Origin of the sequence: Mesorhizobium kowhaii, assembly GCF_042431665.1 — a bacterium.
GTDB lineage: Bacteria > Pseudomonadota > Alphaproteobacteria > Rhizobiales > Rhizobiaceae > Mesorhizobium > Mesorhizobium kowhaii.
This window is the reverse complement of the sequence record NZ_JBHLYT010000010.1, coordinates 114155-133117: the sequence shown is the minus strand read 5'-3', so window position 1 is coordinate 133117 and position 18963 is coordinate 114155. Positions and strand designations below refer to the sequence as shown.

Below are 18963 nucleotides of genomic sequence, written 5' to 3'. Positions count from 1 at the left end.
TCAAATCGGCCGCACCAGAATGTGTTTTTTCCTGCCGAGTGAAAGCTTTACGACGTTTTCCGGACTCAAATCCTGAGGTGTCACCAGCCGGCGCTCGTCGCTGACGGGCTGATCGTTCAGCCGCACCGCACCGCCCTGCACATGCCGCCGCGCCTCGCCGTTCGACGCCGCCAGTCCGGCGGTCACCAGCAGCGACAGGACGCCGACACCGGCTTCGAGCGCTGCCTTGTCCACCTCGACGGTCGGCAGCGATTCGGCGAGCGCGCCTTCCTCGAACGTCTTGCGCGCCGTCTCGCTGGCTTGTTCCGCCGCCCCGCGACCGTGCAGCAAGGCGGTGATCTCGGTGGCGAGGATCTTCTTGGCCTCATTGATCTCGGATCCGCCGAGCTGCTCAAGCCGCGCGACCTCGTCCAGCGGCAGCGTCGTGTAGAGTTTCAGGAAGCGGCCGACATCGGCATCCTCGGTGTTGCGCCAGTACTGCCAGAACTCGTAGGGGCTCAGCATGTCCGCATCGAGCCAGACCGCGCCCGACGCCGACTTGCCCATCTTGGCGCCCGATGAGGTGGTGAGCAGCGGCGTGGTCAGCGCATAGAGTTGCGCGTCCTCCATGCGGCGGCCGAGATCGATGCCGTTGATGATGTTGCCCCACTGGTCGGAGCCGCCCATCTGCAGGCGGCAGCCGAGGCGCTTGTGGAGCTCGACGAAATCATAGGCCTGCAGGATCATGTAGTTGAATTCGAGGAACGACAGCGACTGTTCGCGATCGAGCCGGAGCTTGACGGAATCGAAGGCGAGCATGCGGTTAACCGAAAAGTGACGGCCGACGTCGCGCAGGAAATTGACGTAGTTGATCTCCATCAGCCAGTCGGCGTTGTTGATCATGACCGCGTCATTCGGCCCGCTGCCGAATTTCAGGTACGGCATGAAGTTGCGGCGGATGCCGGCAAGGTTGTCGTCGATGTCCTGCGGGGTCAGCAGCTTGCGCGCCTCGTCCTTGAAGGACGGATCGCCGATCATCGAGGTGCCGCCGCCCATCAGCGCGATCGGCCGATGACCGGTCTGCTGCAGCCAGTGCAGCATCATGATCTGGATCAGCGAACCGGCATGCAGGCTCCTGGCGGTCGCATCGAAGCCGATATAGGCCGTCACCGTCTCCGTGGCGAAGAGATTGTCGAGGCCGGCATCATCCGAAGTCTGGTGGATGAAACCGCGCTCGCTCATCGTGCGCAGGAAGTCGGATTTGAAGGCAGGCATTTTTTGTTTCCCGAAAGCGTCCGGCCAATCTGGCCCGGCGTGCATGAACGCGCGCGTTTAGCACCCAAGCGCGATCAGCAAAAGTGGAATCCGGTTTTGCGGCCCGCGCGGATGACGTCAGCGACGATCCAGCTCCAATGGCAATCGCTTCAGGTTTGCATTCGCACCCCACCCTTTTCCGGACGTTGGTGCTGCCCCTCACCTGCCTGCCGGCATCCTCTCCCCGTATAGTGACGGGGAGAGGGGCGCTCTCATCGATGGTTTCGCCAATTGTCAGCGCTGCAGAAAAGGTGCCGGCGCTGCGATCAGCCCCCTTCTCCCCGTCACTATACGGGGAGAAGTGCCCGGCAGGGCCATGAGGGGCAGCGCCGACTTCGACAATTGGTGGTCTCCGCCACAAGTTGGAACTGTCATAGGTCTGAAGCGATTGCCCTGGGCTCCAATGCTTGCTTCATCGTTTCGGCTGGCGTAATGAGGCGCCGCGCCAAAAGGTTCTTGCAGTCCACGACCTCAAGCGGCACCGCACGGCATCCATAAAATGCCATATCCGACGACAGAGCCCCGACGCGACATGCCGGACGCATTGATATCCATCGTCATTCCTTGCAGGAACGAGGCGGCAAATCTGCCGCTGTTGATCGACGAGATCGGGGCCGCCATGGCCGGGCGCAACTTCGAACTGATCGTCGTCAACGATGGTTCGACCGACGACACCGCTTCGGTGCTCGCAGCGCAAGCAGCTCTTCGCCCGTTTCCGGTCCGGGAATTGCGGCACCAGAAATCCGCCGGCCAGAGCCTTTCGGTGCGTTCGGGCGCCTGGGCGGCGCGTGGCAGCATCGTCGCCACGATCGACGGTGATGGCCAGAACGATCCTCAATACATTCCGCTGCTTATCGATGCCTTGCGGCAGGCCGGCCCCGATTTCGGCGCGGCACAGGGGCAGCGCCTCAAGCGCCGCGACAGCAAGATCAAGCAACTGGCGTCGCGTTTCGCCAACTGGCTGAGAAATGCCATCCTACATGACGAGACGCGCGACACCGGCTGCGGCCTGAAGGCCGTCCACACCGATATCCTGCGCAAATTGCCGTTCTTCGACGGCACCCACCGCTTTGTTCCGGCCCTGGTCATCCAGGAGGGCTATCGCGTCGTCCATTGCGATGTCGTCGATCGCTCGCGCCGGCACGGCAAGTCGAATTACGGCATTTTCGATCGCGGCCTGCAGGGGGTTCTCGATCTCGCTGGTGTCTGGTGGCTGCGCCGCCGGCGCCGCAGAATGCCCAAAGTAGAGGAAATCAGCCGTGGTTAACGTGCTTCAGGAATTGGTGACCTGGCTTCACCAGGTTTTCATCAAGCAGTTCGATGCATGGATCCTGCTCGGCTTCGTTGCGCAGTTCTTCTTCACCATGCGCTTTGTCGTGCAGTGGCTCGCCTCGGAAAAGGCCAAGCGCAGCGTGGTGCCGGTCGCCTTCTGGTTCTTTTCCCTGTTCGGCGGCGGCCTGCTTTTGATCTATGCCATCCAGCGTCAGGATCCGGTGTTCATAGCCGGCCAGTCCATGGGCCTGTTCATCTATATCCGCAATCTCTGGCTGATCGCCAATGAGCGCAAGACCGCCATGAGCAAGGTCGATTGAGCGGCGGTCGATTGAGCAGCCTGGCACATCAAGAGAAAATAGTCACAAAGGCTGAGACATGGCGGTGAACAGGAATTACATCCTTCTCTTCCTGTTCAGCCTGGTGATGACGGTTTCGGGGCTGGCGTCGATGCCGCCGATCGACCGCGACGAGTCGCGCTTCGTCCAGGCCACCAAGCAGATGGCGGAGAGCGGCGACTATGTCGACATCCGTTTTCAGGAGGCCTCGCGCTACCAGAAGCCGATCGGCATCTACTGGCTGCAATCGGCGGCCGTGGCGCTGAGCGGCGAGGGCGCTGCCGCTCCGATCTGGATCTATCGCCTGGTCTCGGCGCTTGGCATTGCGATTGCCGTTGTCGGCATCGCCTGGACAGGCACCAATCTGTTTGGGGCCAATGCCGGCATCGCCGCCGGCCTGGTCATGGCGGCGATCTTCGCCACCGCCTTCGAAGGCCGCGACGCCAAGACCGACGCGATGCTGTTGGCCTGTTGCGTGGCGGCGCAAGGCGCGCTGGCGCAGATCTATCTGGCGTCGCGCCGCAACCAACTTGTTGCCGGCCATCTCTGGTGGATTTTCTGGATCGCGCAGGGTGCTGCGATCCTCATCAAGGGACCGATCGCGCCGCTGCTGTCGGCACTCACCATCGCGGTGCTATTCGCCTTCGAACGCGATGGGCGCTGGCTGTCGAGGCTCAAAGTGGGGCGCGGCCTGGCGCTGGTCGTGCTGATCGTGCTGCCCTGGATCGCGCTGATCACCTGGAAGAGCGGCGGCGCCTTCCTGCAGCAGGCCGTCGGCAAAGACATGATCGGCAAGGTCGCGTCGGGCGAGGAATCGCACGGCCTGCCGCCCGGCTTCTACATGCTGACCTATTCGCTGTTCATGTGGCCCTTCGGCCTGATCGCGGTCGGCGCCGGGCTCCAGGCGCTCAACCGGCTGCGCGACGATCCCCGGCTGCGCTTCTGCCTCGCCTGGTACATTCCGTTCTGGCTGGTGTTCGAGCTGATCCCGACCAAGCTGCCGCACTATGTCTTGCCGGCCTATCCCGGCATGGCACTGCTGATCGGCTGGTTGCTGACATTGTCGCCGCAGGATGCGAACGCGCCGCTCAGGCGGTGGCAGGATTGGTTGTGGTGGTCGACCGCGTTTGGTCTCGCCGTGGTCAGCTTCGGTCTGGCGGCGGTCTGTGTCGGAGCGCCGATCTACCTCACCGGCAGCTTCTCCTGGTGGAGCATTCCGGCTGCGGCGGCAGCGCTGGGCGCCGGCTACTTCGCCTTTTCGCGGCAGCTGCAAGTGCCGCTCCGCCGCATCGGCGCTGTCGCGGTCTGTGCCGGCATCACCTATGCCTTGTTGTTCGGCGTCATCGCGCCGTCGCTGAAGCCGATCTGGCTGAGCCCGGCGATCGAGGCGGCGGTCCGCGCCAACCGACCTTGCGACACCACGGTGCTCGCCTCGTCGCGATTTCAGGAACCGAGCCTGGTTTTCCTGGTCGGCACGAAAACGGTGCTGACCGATATCGGTGGCGTCGCCAACCATCTGCTTGTCGATCCGGCCTGCGCGCTGGCGCTGGCACCGATCGGGGACGAGCAGAAACTGAATGGGTTGCTTGCGGCACAAGGCAAGTCTGCCAACCGCGTTGCCCGGATCGACGGCCTCAACTATTCGTCGGGAGACAAACTGTCGCTCGGGCTTTATCGTGTGGCGCAATGACGGCTCGTCGATGACAGGGTCGAATTTCCTATGCTCGTGAAATCACGCCCTTCCGTTTCCGGTATGCTCCTTGGAGTGGGGCGCCGATCGGTCGACAATTTTCGCGACACGATGCAGATCGCAAAAAAGCGCTTTGCCGCTCGTCCCGCCAAATACCCGAACATAGCGTGGCCGGTTTGGGGCCTGGTCTGGGTCTTGCTGACGGCGGCGACGTTTGTTCGCCTCGACACCCCGGCAGGAATGTCTCACGGCCAATGGTCGCCGGGGTTCGTCAATCTAGCCGACTTCTTCACGCAGTTCGGCCTGGGTGGCTGGTATCTCATTCCATCAGCGCTTTTGCTCGTCGCCGCCAACCTGACGGACTGGCGGAGCCTTTCACGGCGATCGCTGATGCTGGTCTACAACTGGACCTGCCTGGCTTTTCTGGTGCTGAGCGCCGCCGGCCTGTCCGGGCTCGCCGTCAATGTGTTGAAATATGCGATCGGTCGGGCTCGCCCGCTCTATTTCGACGATTTTGGTGTGCTGGCCTTGCATCCTTTTGCCTTCGATGCGCGCTTCGCCGGCTTCCCGTCCGGCCATGCCACGACCATGGGCGCCGTGTTCGGGGTCGCTCTGCTCTTGTTTCCGCGGCGCTGGTACATCGCCTTGGCGATCACCGCCTGCATCGCCTCGACGCGGGTCTTTGTCGGCGCGCACTATCCCAGCGACACCGTCGCCGGCTTCGGCCTTGGCTGCGCCTTCGCGCTGGCGTGCGGGCTGGTCTTTGCCCGGCTCGGCTTCATCTTTCGTCCGATGCCGTCAGGGTTGCCGGTCCGCAAGAAGACGTTTCGGCTGATTGGAGCGGCTACCGCTCGGACCTAATTGCCGTCCAGGCCGCCGTAGGATCTCACCAGGCGGGCCATGTCGGGCGATTGGTGGTCTTCGTTTTCGAGCCCCTCAGCAACGCCGGCGCGATCGGCGACCGGCCGGTTCTGGCTGACCTTCCACTTGCCGTGGATTTCGCTGATCTCGATTTCCAGTCCGATAATGCCTTTGATCTGCGCCTGGATGAAGGGCGCCGGTGCATCGGTCACCGCCCAGGGCGCCGCGCGGGCGCCCTCCTGGGACGCGGTCAGATCGGCGATCTGCCGCGCCAGCCAGTCCTGATCTTCGATCACCTTGACGGTGCCACGCACCTGCACGATGGCATAATTCCAGGTCGGCACCACCTTGCCGGTCTCACGCTTGGTCTCGTACCAGGACGGCGTCACATAGGCATCGGTGCCCTGGAAGACGATCAGCACGGGTGAAGCCGGATTGTCGGCCAACAGCTGCCATTGCGGATTGGCCTTCGCCAGATGAGCGCGCAGCCTGCCGTTCGGCGGCACGTCTTCATTAAGCCCAGAGGGGGCGTCGAGCAGGAACGGGATGGCGTTGGCGACCGGCCCCTCGGCTCCGTTGGAAATCAACAGGCCCAGCGGATGCGCCCGGATCAGCCCGTGCAGGATTTCCGGCCGCGTTTCCCTGAAATGAGGAGGCTCGTACATCGCTGCCCGCTTCCTTTGCCTATCTCAACCGCTTCGGCCGCGGATCCGACAATTCGCCGGCCAGCCGGCGGTCGAGATAATCGGCACATTCCTCGAGCAGCAGGTCGGCATCGTTGGAGAAGAAATGGTTGGCGCCGGGCAAGGTCTTCTGCGTGATGGTGATGCCCTTTTGCGTGTGCAGCTTGTCGACCAGGCCTTGCACATCCTTCGGAGGCGCCACCTTGTCGGCATCGCCATGGATGATCAGGCCCGACGACGGGCAGGGCGCCAGGAACGAGAAATCATAGGTGTTGGGCTGCGGCGCGATCGAGATGAAGCCTTCGATCTCCGGCCGGCGCATCAGGAGCTGCATGCCGATCCAGGAACCGAAGGAGTAACCGGCGACCCAGCAGCTCTTGGAATCCGGATGCAGCGACTGCACCCAGTCCAACGCGGCAGCGGCGTCCGATAACTCTCCGGTGCCGTGGTCGAACTCGCCCTGGCTGCGGCCGATGCCGCGGAAATTGAAGCGAAGCGTAGTGAAATCCCGCTTCTGGAACATGTAGAAGAGGTCGTAGACGATCTTGTTGTTCATCGTGCCGCCGAATTGCGGGTGCGGGTGCAGGACGATGGCAATCGGCGCGCTCTTTTCCTTGGAAGGCTGGTAGCGTCCCTCCAGGCGGCCGGCAGGACCGGTGAAAATGACCTCAGGCATGAAAAACTCCACTTGGTATACGAATGCGCGGCGTCCGGAACGAACCTTCCTCTGGCCTTGACGCAGGGCGAGCGTCTTCTTAGAAGCTAGTTTAGAATTGTTCAAAACTGAGTGGCCAGACGTCGAGCCCGGCCACCCGCGCCGCAAGCCGCGTAAATAGGACGGCTCGCCTTGGAATTTCAAGGAAATAACGCGATACGACAGCGGAATGGCTTCTGACGGGACCAACTGGACGAAAATGGCCGGAATACGCGCCTATCTCGACTACAATGCCAGTGCGCCGCTGCTTGCCGCGGCGCGCGAGGCTATGGTCACCGCACTTGATGTCGCCGCCAACCCGTCATCGGTCCACGCCGAGGGGCGCGCCGCACGCCGCCTGATCGAGACCGCGAGGCGTGACGTGGCAGCGCTGGTCAACGCCAAGGCCGAGCATGTCGTGTTCACCTCCGGCGCGACGGAAGCTGCCTCGACGCTGCTGACGCCCGACTGGCAGATGGGGCGCGGCAGGCTGCGCATGAGCCGTCTTTACGTGTCCGAAGCCGATCATCCCTGCCTGTTGAATGGCGGGCGCTTCCCGGCAGCGCAGGTGACGCGGATCGGCGTCGACACCAACGGCATCGCCGATCTCGACGCGTTGGCGGTCGCACTCGCCCATCATGACAAGGCCGAGGGCCTGCCGCTGGTCGCCATCCATGCCGCAAACAACGAGACCGGCGTCATCCAGCCGATCAATCGTATCGCAGAGATCGTCAAGGCAGCGGGCGGCGTCCTCGTCGTCGACGCGGTCCAGGCGGCGGGACGCGTTTCGATCGATCTGTCAGCGGGTTACGCCGATTATCTGATTCTATCCTCGCACAAGATTGGCGGCCCCAAGGGCGTTGGCGTCATCGTCGCCGCCTCCGATCTGATGATGCCGAAGCCGCTGATCAATGGCGGTGGTCAGGAAAAGGGCCATCGCGGCGGCACGGAAAACCTCGCCGCCATCGCCGGGTTTGGCGCTGCGGCACGCGAGGCTCTCGACGGACTGCAGGCCATTGACGCGGTGCGGCATCGCCGCGACGAGATCGAGGCCATCGTGAAAATGCTGGTGCCGGACGCGGAAATCTTTGGAACCGGCGCGCCAAGGCTTGCCAACACGACATTCTTCGCTATTGCGGGCATCAAAGCCGAAACCGCGCAGATCGCCTTCGATCTGGCCGGTGTGGCGCTGTCGGCCGGCTCCGCCTGTTCGTCGGGCAAGGTCGGGCCGAGCCATGTGCTGAAAGCCATGGGCTACGGCGACAGTCTTGGCGCCTTGCGCGTGTCGATCGGTGCCGCGACCGACGCGCAGGACATCGAGCTGTTCCGCACCGCGCTGGCTGGAATCGCCGCGCGTCGTGCGAACAGGGAAAAGGCCGCATGAGCAGCGGCCGGTTAACGACAGGCCTTCGGCCTGGTAGAGCCGTGCGTTTTATGCTGGCCGGGTGAATTTCCGGTCGAAGCGCACTATATGGAACTTACGCTGCCGCGAATGCCCTTCGGCGTTCATTTTGGCGGTGCCATAGTTTGAAAACTGTCGGGCCTTGACCCCGGCGTGGATGGAGAACGCATATGCCTGCTGTGCAGGACACGATCGATCGGGTCCGAAAGATCGACGTCGACCAATACAAATACGGATTCCAAACTGAAATCGCGATGGACAAGGCCCCCAAGGGCCTCAGCGAAGACATCATCCGTTTCATTTCGGCCAAGAAGGACGAACCGTCCTGGATGCTGGAATGGCGCCTGGAAGCGTATCGTCGCTGGCTGACGCTCGACGAGCCGACCTGGGCGCGCGTTCACTACCCGAAGATCGATTTTCAGGACATCTACTTCTACGCGGCGCCGAAGAGCACGCCCGGCCCGACGTCGCTGAGCGATGTCGATCCCGAACTGCTGAAGGTCTACGAAAAGCTGGGTATCCCGCTGAGGGAGCAGGAAATCCTCGCCGGTGTGCAGAAGACCGACGCCTCGGAACTCGAGGAAGTCAGCGACAATGTCTACAAATCGGGCCGCGTCGCCGTCGACGCGGTGTTCGATTCCGTCTCCGTCGTCACCACCTTCAAGAAGGAACTGGCGCAGGCCGGCGTCATCTTCTGCTCGATCTCGGAGGCCATCCGCGAGCACCCGGACCTGGTGAAGAAATATCTCGGCTCGGTCGTGCCGACCTCCGACAATTACTACGCCACGCTGAATTCCGCCGTGTTCACCGACGGCTCGTTCGTCTTCGTGCCCAAGGGCGTGCGCTGCCCGATGGAGCTGTCGACCTATTTCCGCATGAACGAGAAGAACACCGGTCAGTTCGAGCGCACGCTGATTATCGCCGAGGAGGGGGCTTACGTCTCCTATCTCGAAGGCTGCACGGCGCCGCAGCGCGACGAGAATCAGCTGCATGCCGCGGTCGTCGAACTGGTGGCGCTCGACGATGCCGAGATCAAATATTCGACGGTGCAGAACTGGTACCCCGGCGATGCCGAGGGCAAGGGCGGCATCTACAATTTCGTCACCAAGCGCGGCGACTGTCGTGGCGACCGTTCGAAGATTTCGTGGACGCAGGTCGAGACCGGCTCGGCGATCACGTGGAAATACCCGAGCTGCATCTTGCGCGGCGACGATTCCAGCGGCGAGTTCTATTCGATCGCGGTGTCGAACGGCTACCAGCAGGTCGATAGCGGCACCAAGATGATCCATCTCGGCAAGAACACGTCGAGCCGCATCATCTCCAAGGGCATCGCCGCCGGTTTCTCGCAGAACACCTATCGCGGCCAGGTCTCGGCACACCGCAAGGCGACCAATGCCCGCAACTTCACCAACTGCGATTCATTGCTGATCGGCGACCAGTGCGGCGCGCACACCGTGCCCTACATGGAAGCCAAGAATTCGACGGCGCAGTTCGAGCACGAGGCGACGACGTCGAAGATTTCCGAGGACCAGAAGTTCTACGTCATGCAGCGCGGCATTCCCGAAGAGGAAGCGATCGCGCTGATCGTCAACGGCTTCGTTAAGGACGTGATCCAGCAACTGCCGATGGAGTTCGCCGTCGAGGCGCAGAAGCTGATCGGAATCTCGCTTGAGGGCTCGGTCGGCTGACCGGACAAATATTTAGGAAACAAAGAATGCTTGAAATCAGAAACCTGCACGCCCGCATCGTTGATGACGGCACCGAAATCATCCGCGGCTTGAGCCTGACGGTGCAAGCCGGCGAGGTCGCCGCGATCATGGGGCCGAACGGCTCGGGCAAATCGACGCTGTCCTATATCCTCGCCGGCCGCGAGGACTATGAGGTGACCGAGGGCGACATCCTCTACAACGGCAAGTCGATCCTCGAAATGGATCCGGCCGAGCGCGCCACATCGGGCATTTTCCTCGCCTTCCAGTATCCGATGGAGATACCGGGCGTTGCGACCATGGAATTCCTGAAAGTAGCGATGAACGAGCAGCGCAAGGCGCGCGGCGAGGAGCCGCTGAAGATCCCTGAATTCCTGAGGCGGGTGAAGGAAGCCGCCGCCTCGCTCAGCATGGACATTGCGATGCTGAAGCGGCCGCTCAATGTCGGCTTCTCCGGCGGCGAGAAGAAGCGCGCCGAGATCCTGCAGATGAAGCTGCTGGAGCCGAAACTCTGCGTGCTCGACGAGACCGATTCCGGCCTCGACATCGATGCGCTGAAGATCGTTTCCGAGGGCGTCAACGCGCTGCGCGCGCCCGACCGTGCGTTCCTGGTCATCACCCACTACCAGCGCCTGCTCGAACACATCGTGCCCGATACCGTGCACGTGCTCTACAAGGGCCAGGTCATCAAGTCCGGCGACAAGTCGCTGGCGCTCGATCTGGAAGCCAATGGCTATGCCGGCGTGATCGGCGAAGCCGCGTGAGATGCCAGAAGGCAAGGCGAAACTGATGAATATGCACACACAACCGCAGCGGACACCGGCCGAGACAGCGTTGATCGACGCGTTCGGCGACCGGCTGTCGCTGCTGCCGGGCGACGGCGCGGTGATGCTGAAGCGCGACGACGCCATCGAGGCGATCAAGCACGGCCTGCCGACGCGGCGCATCGAATCCTGGCACTACACCGATCTGCGCCGGCTGTTGAACGCGGTGCCGGATTTCGATCCGGCCGCAGCGGTCAAAGCCGTTGCACCGATCGTGGAAGGCTCCGCCGTGTTGGCGGTCCTGAACGGCGTGTCGAGCGCGAAAGTGCCTGATATCGAGGGCGTCACCGTGCAGCGCCTGTCCGAGAAGCTGACTGACGGCAGCATCGCGCCGGGGCTCGATTCCTATGGCAGCGATGATGCCATCGGCGCGCTGAACACCGCCTTCGTTGCCGACGGTTACTTTGTCGACATCGCCGATGGCGCCGAGCTGGCAAAGCCGATCGAACTGCAGAACCTGCAGTCCGGTGGCCAGACCCATGTGCGCCTGCCGGTGCGTGTCGGCGCTGGCGCCAGGGCGACCATTGTCGAGCGCCAGGCCGGCGAGGGCGCTGCTCTGGTCAGCTCGGTCAGCCAGCTCGTGCTCGGCGAAGGCGCAGAGGTGACGTGGCTGATCGTGCAGGAGCAGCCGGAGACGGCAACGCATCTGGCGCAGTTCAAGGCCCATATCGGCAAGAACGCGAAACTGACGCTGTTCGTCATGAATGCCGGCGGCAAGCTTGTGCGCCAGGAGATCATGGTCAGGACGACAGGCGAAGGCGCCGACTTCACGCTGCGCGGCATCAATCTTCTGGCCGGCGACACCCACACCGACGTGACCATGGTGCTCGACCACACCGTGCCGCATACGGCCTCGACGGAAGTGATCCGCAACGTGGTGACGGGCAAGGCGCGCGGCGTTTTCCAGGGCCGCATCAACGTTCATCAATATGCGCAGAAGACCAACGCCAAGATGGCCTGCAACACGCTGCTGTTGTCGGACGATGGCGAGTTCTCGACTAAACCGGAGCTTGAAATCTTCGCCGACGACGTCGTCTGCGGTCATGGCGCGACGGTCACCGAAATCGACCACGACCATCTGTTCTACCTGATGGCGCGCGGCGTCGACGAGAAGACCGCTCGCGGCCTTCTGGTCAAAGCCTTCGTCGCCGAGGTGATCGAGGAACTGGACGACGAGACGATCGTCGAGGCGCTGGAAGCGAAGCTCGACGACTGGTTTGTGACACACGGGTAAGCTCCCTCCCTTCTCCCCTTGTGGGAGAAGGTGGATTGGCGCGAAGCGCCAAGACGGATGAGGGGTGCTGGAAGGAACGCGGCCTAGAGCGGCAAGGACTTCGAAATGGACCAGAAAGTCGAAAACATCCCCTACGACGTCGAGGCGATCCGCCGCGACTTCCCGATTCTGTCGCGCGAGGTCTACGGCAGACCGCTGGTCTATCTCGACAATGGCGCCTCGGCGCAGAAGCCGCAGGTGGTGCTCGACACCATACAGCACGCCTATTCCCAGGAATATGCCAACGTCCATCGCGGCCTGCATTTCCTCTCCAATGCGGCGACCGACGCCTATGAGAAGGCGCGAGAGGCGGTGCGCCGTTTCCTCAATGCTCCGAGCACCGACAACATCGTCTTCACCTCGAACACGACCTCGGCCATTAACACCGTCGCCTATGGCTATGGCATGCCCAACATCGGCGAGGGCGACGAGATCGTGCTGTCGATCATGGAGCATCACTCCAACATTGTGCCGTGGCATTTCATCCGCGAGCGGCAGGGTGCGAAACTGGTCTGGGTGCCGGTCGACGATCTCGGCGTCTTCCACATCGAGGAATTCGAGAAGCGGCTGACCGACCGCACCAAGCTGGTCGCCATCACCCAGATGTCGAATGCGCTGGGCACGGTGACGCCGATCAAGGAGATCGTGCGCATCGCGCACGCACGCGGCATTCCGGTGCTGGTCGACGGCAGCCAGAGCGCCGTGCATATGCCGATCGACGTGCAGGATCTCGACTGCGATTTCTTCGTCTTCACCGGCCACAAGGTCTACGGTCCGTCGGGCATCGGCGTGCTCTACGGCAAGAAGGACATTCTCCTGGGCATGCGCCCGTTCATGGGCGGCGGCGAGATGATCGAGGAGGTGACGGAGGACATCGTCACCTACAACGAGCCGCCGCATCGCTTCGAGGCCGGCACGCCGCCGATCGTGCAGGCGATCGGGCTCGGCGCCGCACTCGACTATATGGAAAAGGTCGGCCGCGAACGCATCGCCGCGCATGAGGAAGACCTCAAGATATATGCGCATGAGCGCCTGCGGGCCATCAATTCGCTGCGCATCTTCGGCGACGCCCCAGGCAAGGGCGCCATCATCTCCTTCGAACTGCAGGGCATTCACGCCCATGACGTGTCGATGGTGATAGACAGGCAAGGCGTTGCCGTACGCGCCGGCACGCATTGCGCCCAGCCGCTGTTGAAACGCTTTGGCGTAACCTCCACATGCAGGGCATCGTTCGGCATGTATAATACCAGGGCCGAAGTTGATGCTTTGGCCGAGGCGCTTGAAAAAGCGCGCAAGTTTTTTGGGTGACGACCATGGATGATGTGAGCATCGCTGCCGAAACCACTCCGGAAACCGCCAACAGCGTGGTTTCCGCCTCGAGCATCCCCGCCGACGAACTGGCGCGGCTGACCGATGACATCGTCTCGGCGCTGAAGACCGTCTACGACCCGGAAATCCCGGCCGACATCTATGAGCTTGGCCTCGTCTATAAGATCGACATCGAGGACGACCGCTCGGTCAAGATCGACATGACACTGACCGCACCGGGCTGCCCAGTCGCCGGCGAAATGCCCGGCTGGGTCGAAAACGCCGTCGGCGCCGTCGAAGGCGTTTCCGGCGTCGAGGTCAACATGACCTTCGACCCGCCCTGGTCGCCCGACCGCATGTCGGAAGAGGCGCAGGTCGCGGTGGGTTGGTACTAGCGTCGAGCCCGACAAGGGTTGGCGCACTTGCGTCAGTGGCAAAACTTCACCATTTTAGGTGAGGAATCGTTCGGCAGGCCTTGAACCTGCACGGAATGGAGAAAGAAAAGATGGGACGCTTCGCCGTCATCACGATGACCGAAAAGGCCGCCGACCGGGTGCGCGAGATCGTCGCCACCCGCGACAACGCGCATGGCATTCGCCTCGGCATCAAGAAGGGCGGCTGCGCCGGCATGGAGTACACGGTCGACCTGGTGGCCGAACCCAACACCAAGGACGACCATATCGAGCGCGACGGCGCCCATGTCTATGTGGCGCCGGAGGCAGCGCTTTTCCTGTTCGGCACCGAGATGGATTTCGAGCAGACGACGCTGCGCACCGGTTTCACCTTCCACAACCCGAACCAGAGTTCGGCCTGCGGCTGCGGCGAATCCGTCGAGCTGAAGCCGGCTGATCTCAAGGCACTCGCGGAAGCACGCGCCACGGCCTGAGGCATTCCTTTGCCCCGTTTACGGGGAGAAGGTGGCCCGAAGGGCCGGATGAGGGGCAGAGCCGGCCTCTCTGAAGTTCGCGCGGCCCTCATCTGCCTGCCGGTGTTCGTCAGTCGAAAAGCCAAACAATTGGCTTTTCGTCCGCTGCGCGGACCACTCCTCACCTCCCCGTGAACGGGGCGAAGGACGCTACTCCACCCACATTCCCGTCCGCTTGTGCCAGTCGGCGATTGATTCCTCCGGGTAGACATCGAACGTCTTGTCGCCCTTGCCAACCACTGGCTCGACCCAGTTCGCCTTGTATTTCAGCATCAGATGCACCCGGCTTGGCGGGATGGGCAGGTCGTTGTCGATCGCCGAGGCGAAGGGATGCACGAGCTCCGGCCAGGTCGGATCGTAGAGCCACAGTGCCGACCCGCATTTGCGACAGAAATTGCGCTCGCCCGATGACACCTCGCACTGCGGATGTTCATCGTCCTCGATCTCGGCCCGGTAGACGCCAAGGTTCCTTTTACCCCTGATGTTCAGGGTCTCGTTGTCGGCACCGAGATTGATGGCGAAGCCGCCGCCGCCTTGCTGCTTGCGGCAGATCGAGCAGTAGCACAGCATGAACGGCGCCGGCGTGTGGCTCTCCACCTCGAAACGGACGGCATTGCAGCGGCAGGAACCCTTGAGCAGAAGCGGCATGATGGGAAAACTCCGATAGACGTCTTTCAACCTGTCAGCAGCATTTTGGTTGCGGCATGACAAGTCCCAGGCGCGATGACATGATCGCGGCATGGACAATGAACGCATCGCAGAACTCTTCGAGGGCCTCGGCCCGGTCAGCATCCGCAAACTGTTCGGCGGCAAGGGCATCTATTTCGACGGCGTCATCGTCGCCATCGTGCTGCGCGGCGAGTTGATGCTGAAGGCCGACGCGCAAAGCGCGCCCGACTTCGAGGCCGCAGGCTGTCGGCAGTGGACCTATACCGGCACCCGCCACGGCAAGCTGGTCTCAATGCCCTACTGGAGCATTCCCGACAGCGCTTTTGAAGATCCCGACGAGATGACGGCCTGGGCACGCCGCGCTTATGAGGCGGGGCGGCGGGCGGGGAAATAGCGCCCGTAAGCGCGAGGCCGCCCCCTCATCCGGCCGCTTCGCGGCCACCTTTTCCCCGCTGGGGAGAAGAGGTTGGCGTCGGCGCTTGCAAGCTCCTCTCCCCTCGGGGAGAGGCCGGATTGCCCCGAATTGCCCTTCGCAATTCGGTTTTGGCAATCCGGGTGAGGGGGCATTCGCCGCTAAAGGCTGAAGTACTGGTGTCCTACAGCGCCTTGGCGATCTTCGCCGCCAGCCGCGCATTGTTCTCAACCAGCGCGATGTTGGTCTTCAGGCTCCTGCCGCCGGTCAGTTCCAAGAGTTTCCCCAGCAGGAACGGCGTCACCGCCTTGCCGGTCACGTTGAGCGCTTCCGCGGCCTTTTGCGCGGCTTCGATATAGCCGGCCATCTCTTCGGCCGGGATTTCGTGGTTCTCGGGCACCGGGTTGGCGATCAGTATGCCGCCGGCGAGCCCCAGCGCCTGCCGCGTCTGGTAGAAATGCGCGATCTCTTCCGGTGTCTGCAAGGTCAGCGGCGCACGGAAGGGCGAATGCCGTGACCAGAAGGCCGGCATCATCTCGCAGCCATGACCAACCACGGGTACGCCGCGTGTTTCCAGCACTTCCAGCGTCTTTTCGATGTCGAGGATGGCCTTGGCACCGGCTGACACGACGATCACCGGCGTGCGGGCCAGTTCGTCGAGATCGGCTGAGATGTCGAAACTCTTTTCCGCACCCTTGTGCACGCCGCCGATGCCGCCGGTGGCGAACACCTTGATGCCGACCATATGCGCCGCGATCATCGTGGCGGCGACCGTGGTGCCACCGGTGCGCCCTTGCGCGACCGCAAAGCCGAGGTCGGCGCGCGACAGCTTCATGGCGTCGCCGGTCATGGCCAGGGACTCGCGCTCGCCGTCCGACAGGCCGATCTTGATGCGGCCGCCAACCACGGCGATCGTCGCCGGCACTGCGCCACCATCGGTGATGATCTTTTCGACATCGGCCGCCATGGCGCCATTGTCGGGGTAGGGCATGCCATGGGTGATGATGGTGCTTTCCAGCGCCACCACAGGCCGGCCAGCAGCCAGAGCCTGTGCAACCGGCACGTGGATATCGATAAAGGGGCGGGCGGTTTCTGGTGTCATCCTGATCTCCAATCCGGAGCGATGCGCATCCATCTGGACGCGCGAAAACACTCCGGCACTATGAACTGGCCGGTCTCATGCCACTTCCTGCGCATCCGGCACAAGAGCCAGCGCCTCGGTGAAAGCCGCCGTAGTGAAATCGGGAACGGCGTCGGCGCTTTCGATGGCCAGCGTCGCTGCGGCAATGCCTTCGCGCAGGGCTGCGCGCAAGGGCATGCCACGCAGCAAGGCAGCGACCGTTGCACCCGCCAGCGCATCGCCGGCGCCGGTGACGTCAGCGACCTTTCTTGGCGTCGGCGGCCGGATCGAGAAGGTGCCGGCTTCATCGAAGCCCAGCATGGGAGCGCCGCCCGCGGTCACCACGCCGCTTTTGAGCCCCGCGCGTTTCAGCCCGTCTACGATGTCCTGCCCTGAGGCCGCACTGTCCAGGCCGGCCAGTGCGACTGCCTCGCGCCGGTTCATGAAAACGACGGCCAGATTACCGAGCACCGGCCTCAGGCGCACGATCTTGGCCGGCGAAATGGCAATGGCGAAGACGGGTTTGCCGGCGGCGAGTGCCACAAGCCGCTCCAGTGCCGCCGTCGGCAAATTGGCGTCGCAGAAGACGGCATCGGCGGCAGCGATAACCTCTCGCACCTTCGAGCGCCTGACCTGCTTGGGAAACGCCAGCTCATAGAGCGCCATGTCGGCAAAGCCGACGATCAATTCGCCCTCGCGGTCGATCAGCGCCGTATAGCTCGGCGTCGTGCGATCGAGGAACACGGCGGACAGGTCGGCAATCCCGGCCTCGGCGATGGCTCGTGAAACGGTATCGGCGGCGGCATCGCCGCCGCGAACCGACAGCAGCGAGGCCGAAACGCCGCGCCGGACCGCATTGCGCAAAGCATTGAAGACGCCGCCGCCGACATCCTCGCGCATCGTGCCGGGATTGGACGCGGCCGGCACGTAAGCGCCGGACACCTGGCCACGCCGGTCGATATGGGCGCCGCCCACTGCCAGAATTCTTGGAGATTTCAGCATGCCGGCGATATGACCTTTGTTATTCCAGCCGCACAAGCGCTAGGCTGTGTGATGAAGCTTCGCATGCAGGCCCGCGATTCGGCAGATCGAAACGACTGCACCGTCTGGCCCAATGCGAGGCGCATTCCTGATCGAATCCCTAGGACAAAAAAAGAACAAATCCGGATATTGATTGTTTTTCAGATATTTGAACCCCCTTGCCAAACGAGAACAAAAAAGGTACAAATAGGCAGGGATTACGGATTGTCCGGCCTTCATTGACGACCAAGGGGTGATGTATCATGGCTCAGAATTCTTTGCGGCTGGTAGAGGACAAAGCGGTGGACAAATCAAAGGCTCTGGATGCGGCGCTGTCGCAAATCGAGCGGGCTTTCGGCAAAGGCTCGATCATGCGGCTCGGCGCGAACGAGCAGGTCGTCGAGATCGAAACCGTGCCGACCGGCTCGCTCGGCCTCGACATCGCGCTTGGCGTCGGTGGCCTGCCGCGCGGCCGCATCGTCGAGATCTACGGGCCGGAAAGCTCGGGCAAGACGACGCTGGCGCTGCACACCGTGGCCGAAGCCCAGAAGAAGGGCGGCATCTGCGCCTTCGTCGATGCCGAGCATGCGCTCGATCCGGTCTATGCCCGCAAGCTTGGCGTCGATCTGGAAAACCTTCTGATCTCGCAGCCCGACACCGGTGAGCAGGCGCTGGAAATCTGCGACACGCTGGTGCGCTCCGGCGCCATCGACGTGCTGGTGGTCGATTCGGTCGCGGCGCTGACGCCGCGCGCCGAAATCGAAGGCGAGATGGGCGATTCGCTGCCCGGCCTGCAAGCCCGCCTGATGAGCCAGGCGCTGCGCAAGCTGACCGCATCGATCTCGCGCTCCAACACCATGGTCATCTTCATCAACCAGATCCGCATGAAGATCGGCGTCATGTTCGGTTCGCCCGAGACCACGACGGGCGGCAATGCGCTGAAATTCTACGCTTCGGTCCGCCTCGACATCCGCCGCATCGGCTCGGTCAAGGACCGCGACGAGGTCGTCGGCAACCAGACCCGCGTCAAGGTGGTCAAGAACAAGCTGGCGCCGCCCTTCAAGGTGGTCGAGTTCGACATCATGTATGGTGAGGGTGTGTCCAAGACCGGCGAACTGGTCGACCTCGGCGTCAAGGCCGGCGTGGTCGAGAAGTCGGGCGCCTGGTTCTCCTACAATTCGCAGCGTCTCGGCCAGGGCCGCGAGAATGCCAAACTGTTCCTGCGCGACAATCCCGACACGGCGCGCGAGATCGAACTGGCGCTCAGGCAGAATGCCGGGTTGATCGCTGAGAAATTCCTCGAGAATGGCGGCGCCGAGAGCGGCGACGACGGTTTCGAGGAGGAATCCGGCGCGATGTAACAACTTCGTGCGCAAGATGCCGGCCGAAGATCGGCCATAATCTTGTTCCATTATCTCAAGCTTATGTAATTGAGTTCTGTGTTTTCGCGTTCCAAACCGCCGGCTTTCGAGC

19 protein-coding genes are annotated in these 18963 nt (G+C 62.7%); 13 read left to right on the top strand and 6 right to left on the bottom strand.

Features of this window, described 5'->3' with window-relative positions:
• Complete coding sequence (tyrS, locus tag ACFFNA_RS11620; RefSeq protein ID WP_378918281.1) at window positions 1–1254, bottom strand: tyrosine--tRNA ligase; 1254 nt, start codon at window positions 1252–1254, stop codon at window positions 1–3.
• Between the two features lie 571 nt (window positions 1255–1825).
• Here tyrS and ACFFNA_RS11615 point away from each other — a divergent pair.
• From ACFFNA_RS11615 to ACFFNA_RS11600, 4 genes are all read left to right on the top strand, one after another.
• Window positions 1826–2560 carry a glycosyltransferase family 2 protein gene (locus tag ACFFNA_RS11615; RefSeq protein ID WP_111542546.1) on the top strand — a complete coding sequence of 245 codons (735 nt, stop codon included), beginning with the start codon at window positions 1826–1828 and terminating at the stop codon, window positions 2558–2560.
• Complete coding sequence (locus ACFFNA_RS11610) at window positions 2553–2885, top strand: lipid-A-disaccharide synthase N-terminal domain-containing protein (protein WP_095085369.1); 333 nt, start codon at window positions 2553–2555, stop codon at window positions 2883–2885. The genes ACFFNA_RS11615 and ACFFNA_RS11610 overlap by 8 nt, the downstream gene beginning before the upstream one ends.
• A 58-nt stretch (window positions 2886–2943) precedes the next feature.
• Complete coding sequence (locus ACFFNA_RS11605) at window positions 2944–4593, top strand: ArnT family glycosyltransferase (RefSeq protein WP_378918279.1); 1650 nt, start codon at window positions 2944–2946, stop codon at window positions 4591–4593.
• A gap of 111 nt (window positions 4594–4704) precedes the next feature.
• Window positions 4705–5454 carry a phosphatase PAP2 family protein gene (locus ACFFNA_RS11600; protein ID WP_378918277.1) on the top strand — a complete coding sequence of 250 codons (750 nt, stop codon included), beginning with the start codon at window positions 4705–4707 and terminating at the stop codon, window positions 5452–5454.
• On the opposite strand, the gene ACFFNA_RS11595 is transcribed toward ACFFNA_RS11600, so the two are convergent.
• A complete protein-coding gene (locus ACFFNA_RS11595; RefSeq protein ID WP_111542544.1) occupies window positions 5451–6119 on the bottom strand; it encodes an FMN-binding negative transcriptional regulator in 669 nt (222 codons plus the stop codon). The two genes, ACFFNA_RS11600 and ACFFNA_RS11595, sit on opposite strands and share 4 nt — an antisense overlap.
• Window positions 6120–6138: 19 nt before the next feature.
• A complete protein-coding gene (locus ACFFNA_RS11590) occupies window positions 6139–6813 on the bottom strand; it encodes an alpha/beta hydrolase (RefSeq protein WP_013532163.1) in 675 nt (224 codons plus the stop codon).
• Between the two features lie 238 nt (window positions 6814–7051).
• On the opposite strand from ACFFNA_RS11590, the gene ACFFNA_RS11585 reads away from it, so the two are divergent.
• From ACFFNA_RS11585 to sufA, 7 genes are all read left to right on the top strand, one after another.
• Window positions 7052–8215, top strand: a complete 1164-nt coding sequence (locus ACFFNA_RS11585) for a cysteine desulfurase family protein (protein ID WP_378918327.1) — start codon at window positions 7052–7054, stop codon at window positions 8213–8215.
• A 188-nt stretch (window positions 8216–8403) separates the two neighbouring features.
• On the top strand, window positions 8404–9921 hold the full coding sequence (gene sufB, locus ACFFNA_RS11580) for a Fe-S cluster assembly protein SufB (protein WP_378918274.1): 1518 nt from the start codon (window positions 8404–8406) through the stop codon (window positions 9919–9921).
• Between the two features lie 26 nt (window positions 9922–9947).
• Window positions 9948–10703, top strand: a complete 756-nt coding sequence (gene sufC / locus ACFFNA_RS11575; RefSeq protein ID WP_378918272.1) for a Fe-S cluster assembly ATPase SufC — start codon at window positions 9948–9950, stop codon at window positions 10701–10703.
• 25 nt (window positions 10704–10728) lie between these two features.
• Window positions 10729–11997 carry a Fe-S cluster assembly protein SufD gene (gene sufD / locus ACFFNA_RS11570; RefSeq protein ID WP_378918270.1) on the top strand — a complete coding sequence of 423 codons (1269 nt, stop codon included), beginning with the start codon at window positions 10729–10731 and terminating at the stop codon, window positions 11995–11997.
• A gap of 105 nt (window positions 11998–12102) precedes the next feature.
• Entirely contained in the window at window positions 12103–13344 is a 1242-nt protein-coding gene (locus ACFFNA_RS11565; RefSeq protein WP_378918268.1) for a cysteine desulfurase, read from the top strand.
• A 5-nt stretch (window positions 13345–13349) separates the two neighbouring features.
• A complete protein-coding gene (locus ACFFNA_RS11560) occupies window positions 13350–13739 on the top strand; it encodes an SUF system Fe-S cluster assembly protein (RefSeq protein ID WP_378918266.1) in 390 nt (129 codons plus the stop codon).
• Between the two features lie 110 nt (window positions 13740–13849).
• The gene (gene sufA, locus ACFFNA_RS11555; protein ID WP_378918264.1) at window positions 13850–14230 is read left to right on the top strand and encodes a Fe-S cluster assembly scaffold SufA; all 381 of its coding nucleotides are present in this window, start codon (window positions 13850–13852) and stop codon (window positions 14228–14230) included.
• Window positions 14231–14419: 189 nt separating this feature from the next.
• Here sufA and ACFFNA_RS11550 read toward each other — a convergent pair whose 3' ends face one another.
• Window positions 14420–14917, bottom strand: a complete 498-nt coding sequence (locus ACFFNA_RS11550) for a GFA family protein (RefSeq protein ID WP_111542538.1) — start codon at window positions 14915–14917, stop codon at window positions 14420–14422.
• Between the two features lie 91 nt (window positions 14918–15008).
• Here ACFFNA_RS11550 and ACFFNA_RS11545 point away from each other — a divergent pair, with 91 nt between their 5' ends.
• Window positions 15009–15332, top strand: coding sequence for a TfoX/Sxy family protein (locus ACFFNA_RS11545; protein ID WP_378918262.1), 324 nt, complete (start codon window positions 15009–15011; stop codon window positions 15330–15332).
• Window positions 15333–15534: 202 nt separating this feature from the next.
• Here the strand turns inward: ACFFNA_RS11545 and ACFFNA_RS11540 are convergent, their stop codons facing one another.
• Window positions 15535–16452, bottom strand: coding sequence for a pseudouridine-5'-phosphate glycosidase (locus tag ACFFNA_RS11540; protein ID WP_378918260.1), 918 nt, complete (start codon window positions 16450–16452; stop codon window positions 15535–15537).
• A 75-nt stretch (window positions 16453–16527) separates the two neighbouring features.
• Window positions 16528–17472, bottom strand: coding sequence for a carbohydrate kinase family protein (locus ACFFNA_RS11535; protein WP_378918258.1), 945 nt, complete (start codon window positions 17470–17472; stop codon window positions 16528–16530).
• Between the two features lie 281 nt (window positions 17473–17753).
• Between ACFFNA_RS11535 and recA the strand changes: the two genes are divergently transcribed.
• Window positions 17754–18851 carry a recombinase RecA gene (gene recA / locus ACFFNA_RS11530; RefSeq protein WP_111542534.1) on the top strand — a complete coding sequence of 366 codons (1098 nt, stop codon included), beginning with the start codon at window positions 17754–17756 and terminating at the stop codon, window positions 18849–18851.
• Window positions 18852–18963: the final 112 nt, after the last annotated feature.

Coding starts and splice junctions, on each gene's coding strand:
- tyrS (WP_378918281.1), bottom strand. CDS start 1,254: ATGCCTGCCTTCAAATCCGACTTCCTGCGCACGATGAGCGAGCGCGGT.
- ACFFNA_RS11615 (WP_111542546.1), top strand. CDS start 1,826: ATGCCGGACGCATTGATATCCATCGTCATTCCTTGCAGGAACGAGGCG.
- ACFFNA_RS11605 (WP_378918279.1), top strand. CDS start 2,944: ATGGCGGTGAACAGGAATTACATCCTTCTCTTCCTGTTCAGCCTGGTG.
- ACFFNA_RS11600 (WP_378918277.1), top strand. CDS start 4,705: ATGCAGATCGCAAAAAAGCGCTTTGCCGCTCGTCCCGCCAAATACCCG.
- ACFFNA_RS11595 (WP_111542544.1), bottom strand. CDS start 6,119: ATGTACGAGCCTCCTCATTTCAGGGAAACGCGGCCGGAAATCCTGCAC.
- ACFFNA_RS11590 (WP_013532163.1), bottom strand. CDS start 6,813: ATGCCTGAGGTCATTTTCACCGGTCCTGCCGGCCGCCTGGAGGGACGC.
- ACFFNA_RS11585 (WP_378918327.1), top strand. CDS start 7,052: ATGGCCGGAATACGCGCCTATCTCGACTACAATGCCAGTGCGCCGCTG.
- sufB (WP_378918274.1), top strand. CDS start 8,404: ATGCCTGCTGTGCAGGACACGATCGATCGGGTCCGAAAGATCGACGTC.
- sufC (WP_378918272.1), top strand. CDS start 9,948: ATGCTTGAAATCAGAAACCTGCACGCCCGCATCGTTGATGACGGCACC.
- sufD (WP_378918270.1), top strand. CDS start 10,729: ATGAATATGCACACACAACCGCAGCGGACACCGGCCGAGACAGCGTTG.
- ACFFNA_RS11565 (WP_378918268.1), top strand. CDS start 12,103: ATGGACCAGAAAGTCGAAAACATCCCCTACGACGTCGAGGCGATCCGC.
- ACFFNA_RS11560 (WP_378918266.1), top strand. CDS start 13,350: ATGGATGATGTGAGCATCGCTGCCGAAACCACTCCGGAAACCGCCAAC.
- sufA (WP_378918264.1), top strand. CDS start 13,850: ATGGGACGCTTCGCCGTCATCACGATGACCGAAAAGGCCGCCGACCGG.
- ACFFNA_RS11550 (WP_111542538.1), bottom strand. CDS start 14,917: ATGCCGCTTCTGCTCAAGGGTTCCTGCCGCTGCAATGCCGTCCGTTTC.
- ACFFNA_RS11545 (WP_378918262.1), top strand. CDS start 15,009: ATGGACAATGAACGCATCGCAGAACTCTTCGAGGGCCTCGGCCCGGTC.
- ACFFNA_RS11540 (WP_378918260.1), bottom strand. CDS start 16,452: ATGACACCAGAAACCGCCCGCCCCTTTATCGATATCCACGTGCCGGTT.
- ACFFNA_RS11535 (WP_378918258.1), bottom strand. CDS start 17,472: ATGCTGAAATCTCCAAGAATTCTGGCAGTGGGCGGCGCCCATATCGAC.
- recA (WP_111542534.1), top strand. CDS start 17,754: ATGGCTCAGAATTCTTTGCGGCTGGTAGAGGACAAAGCGGTGGACAAA.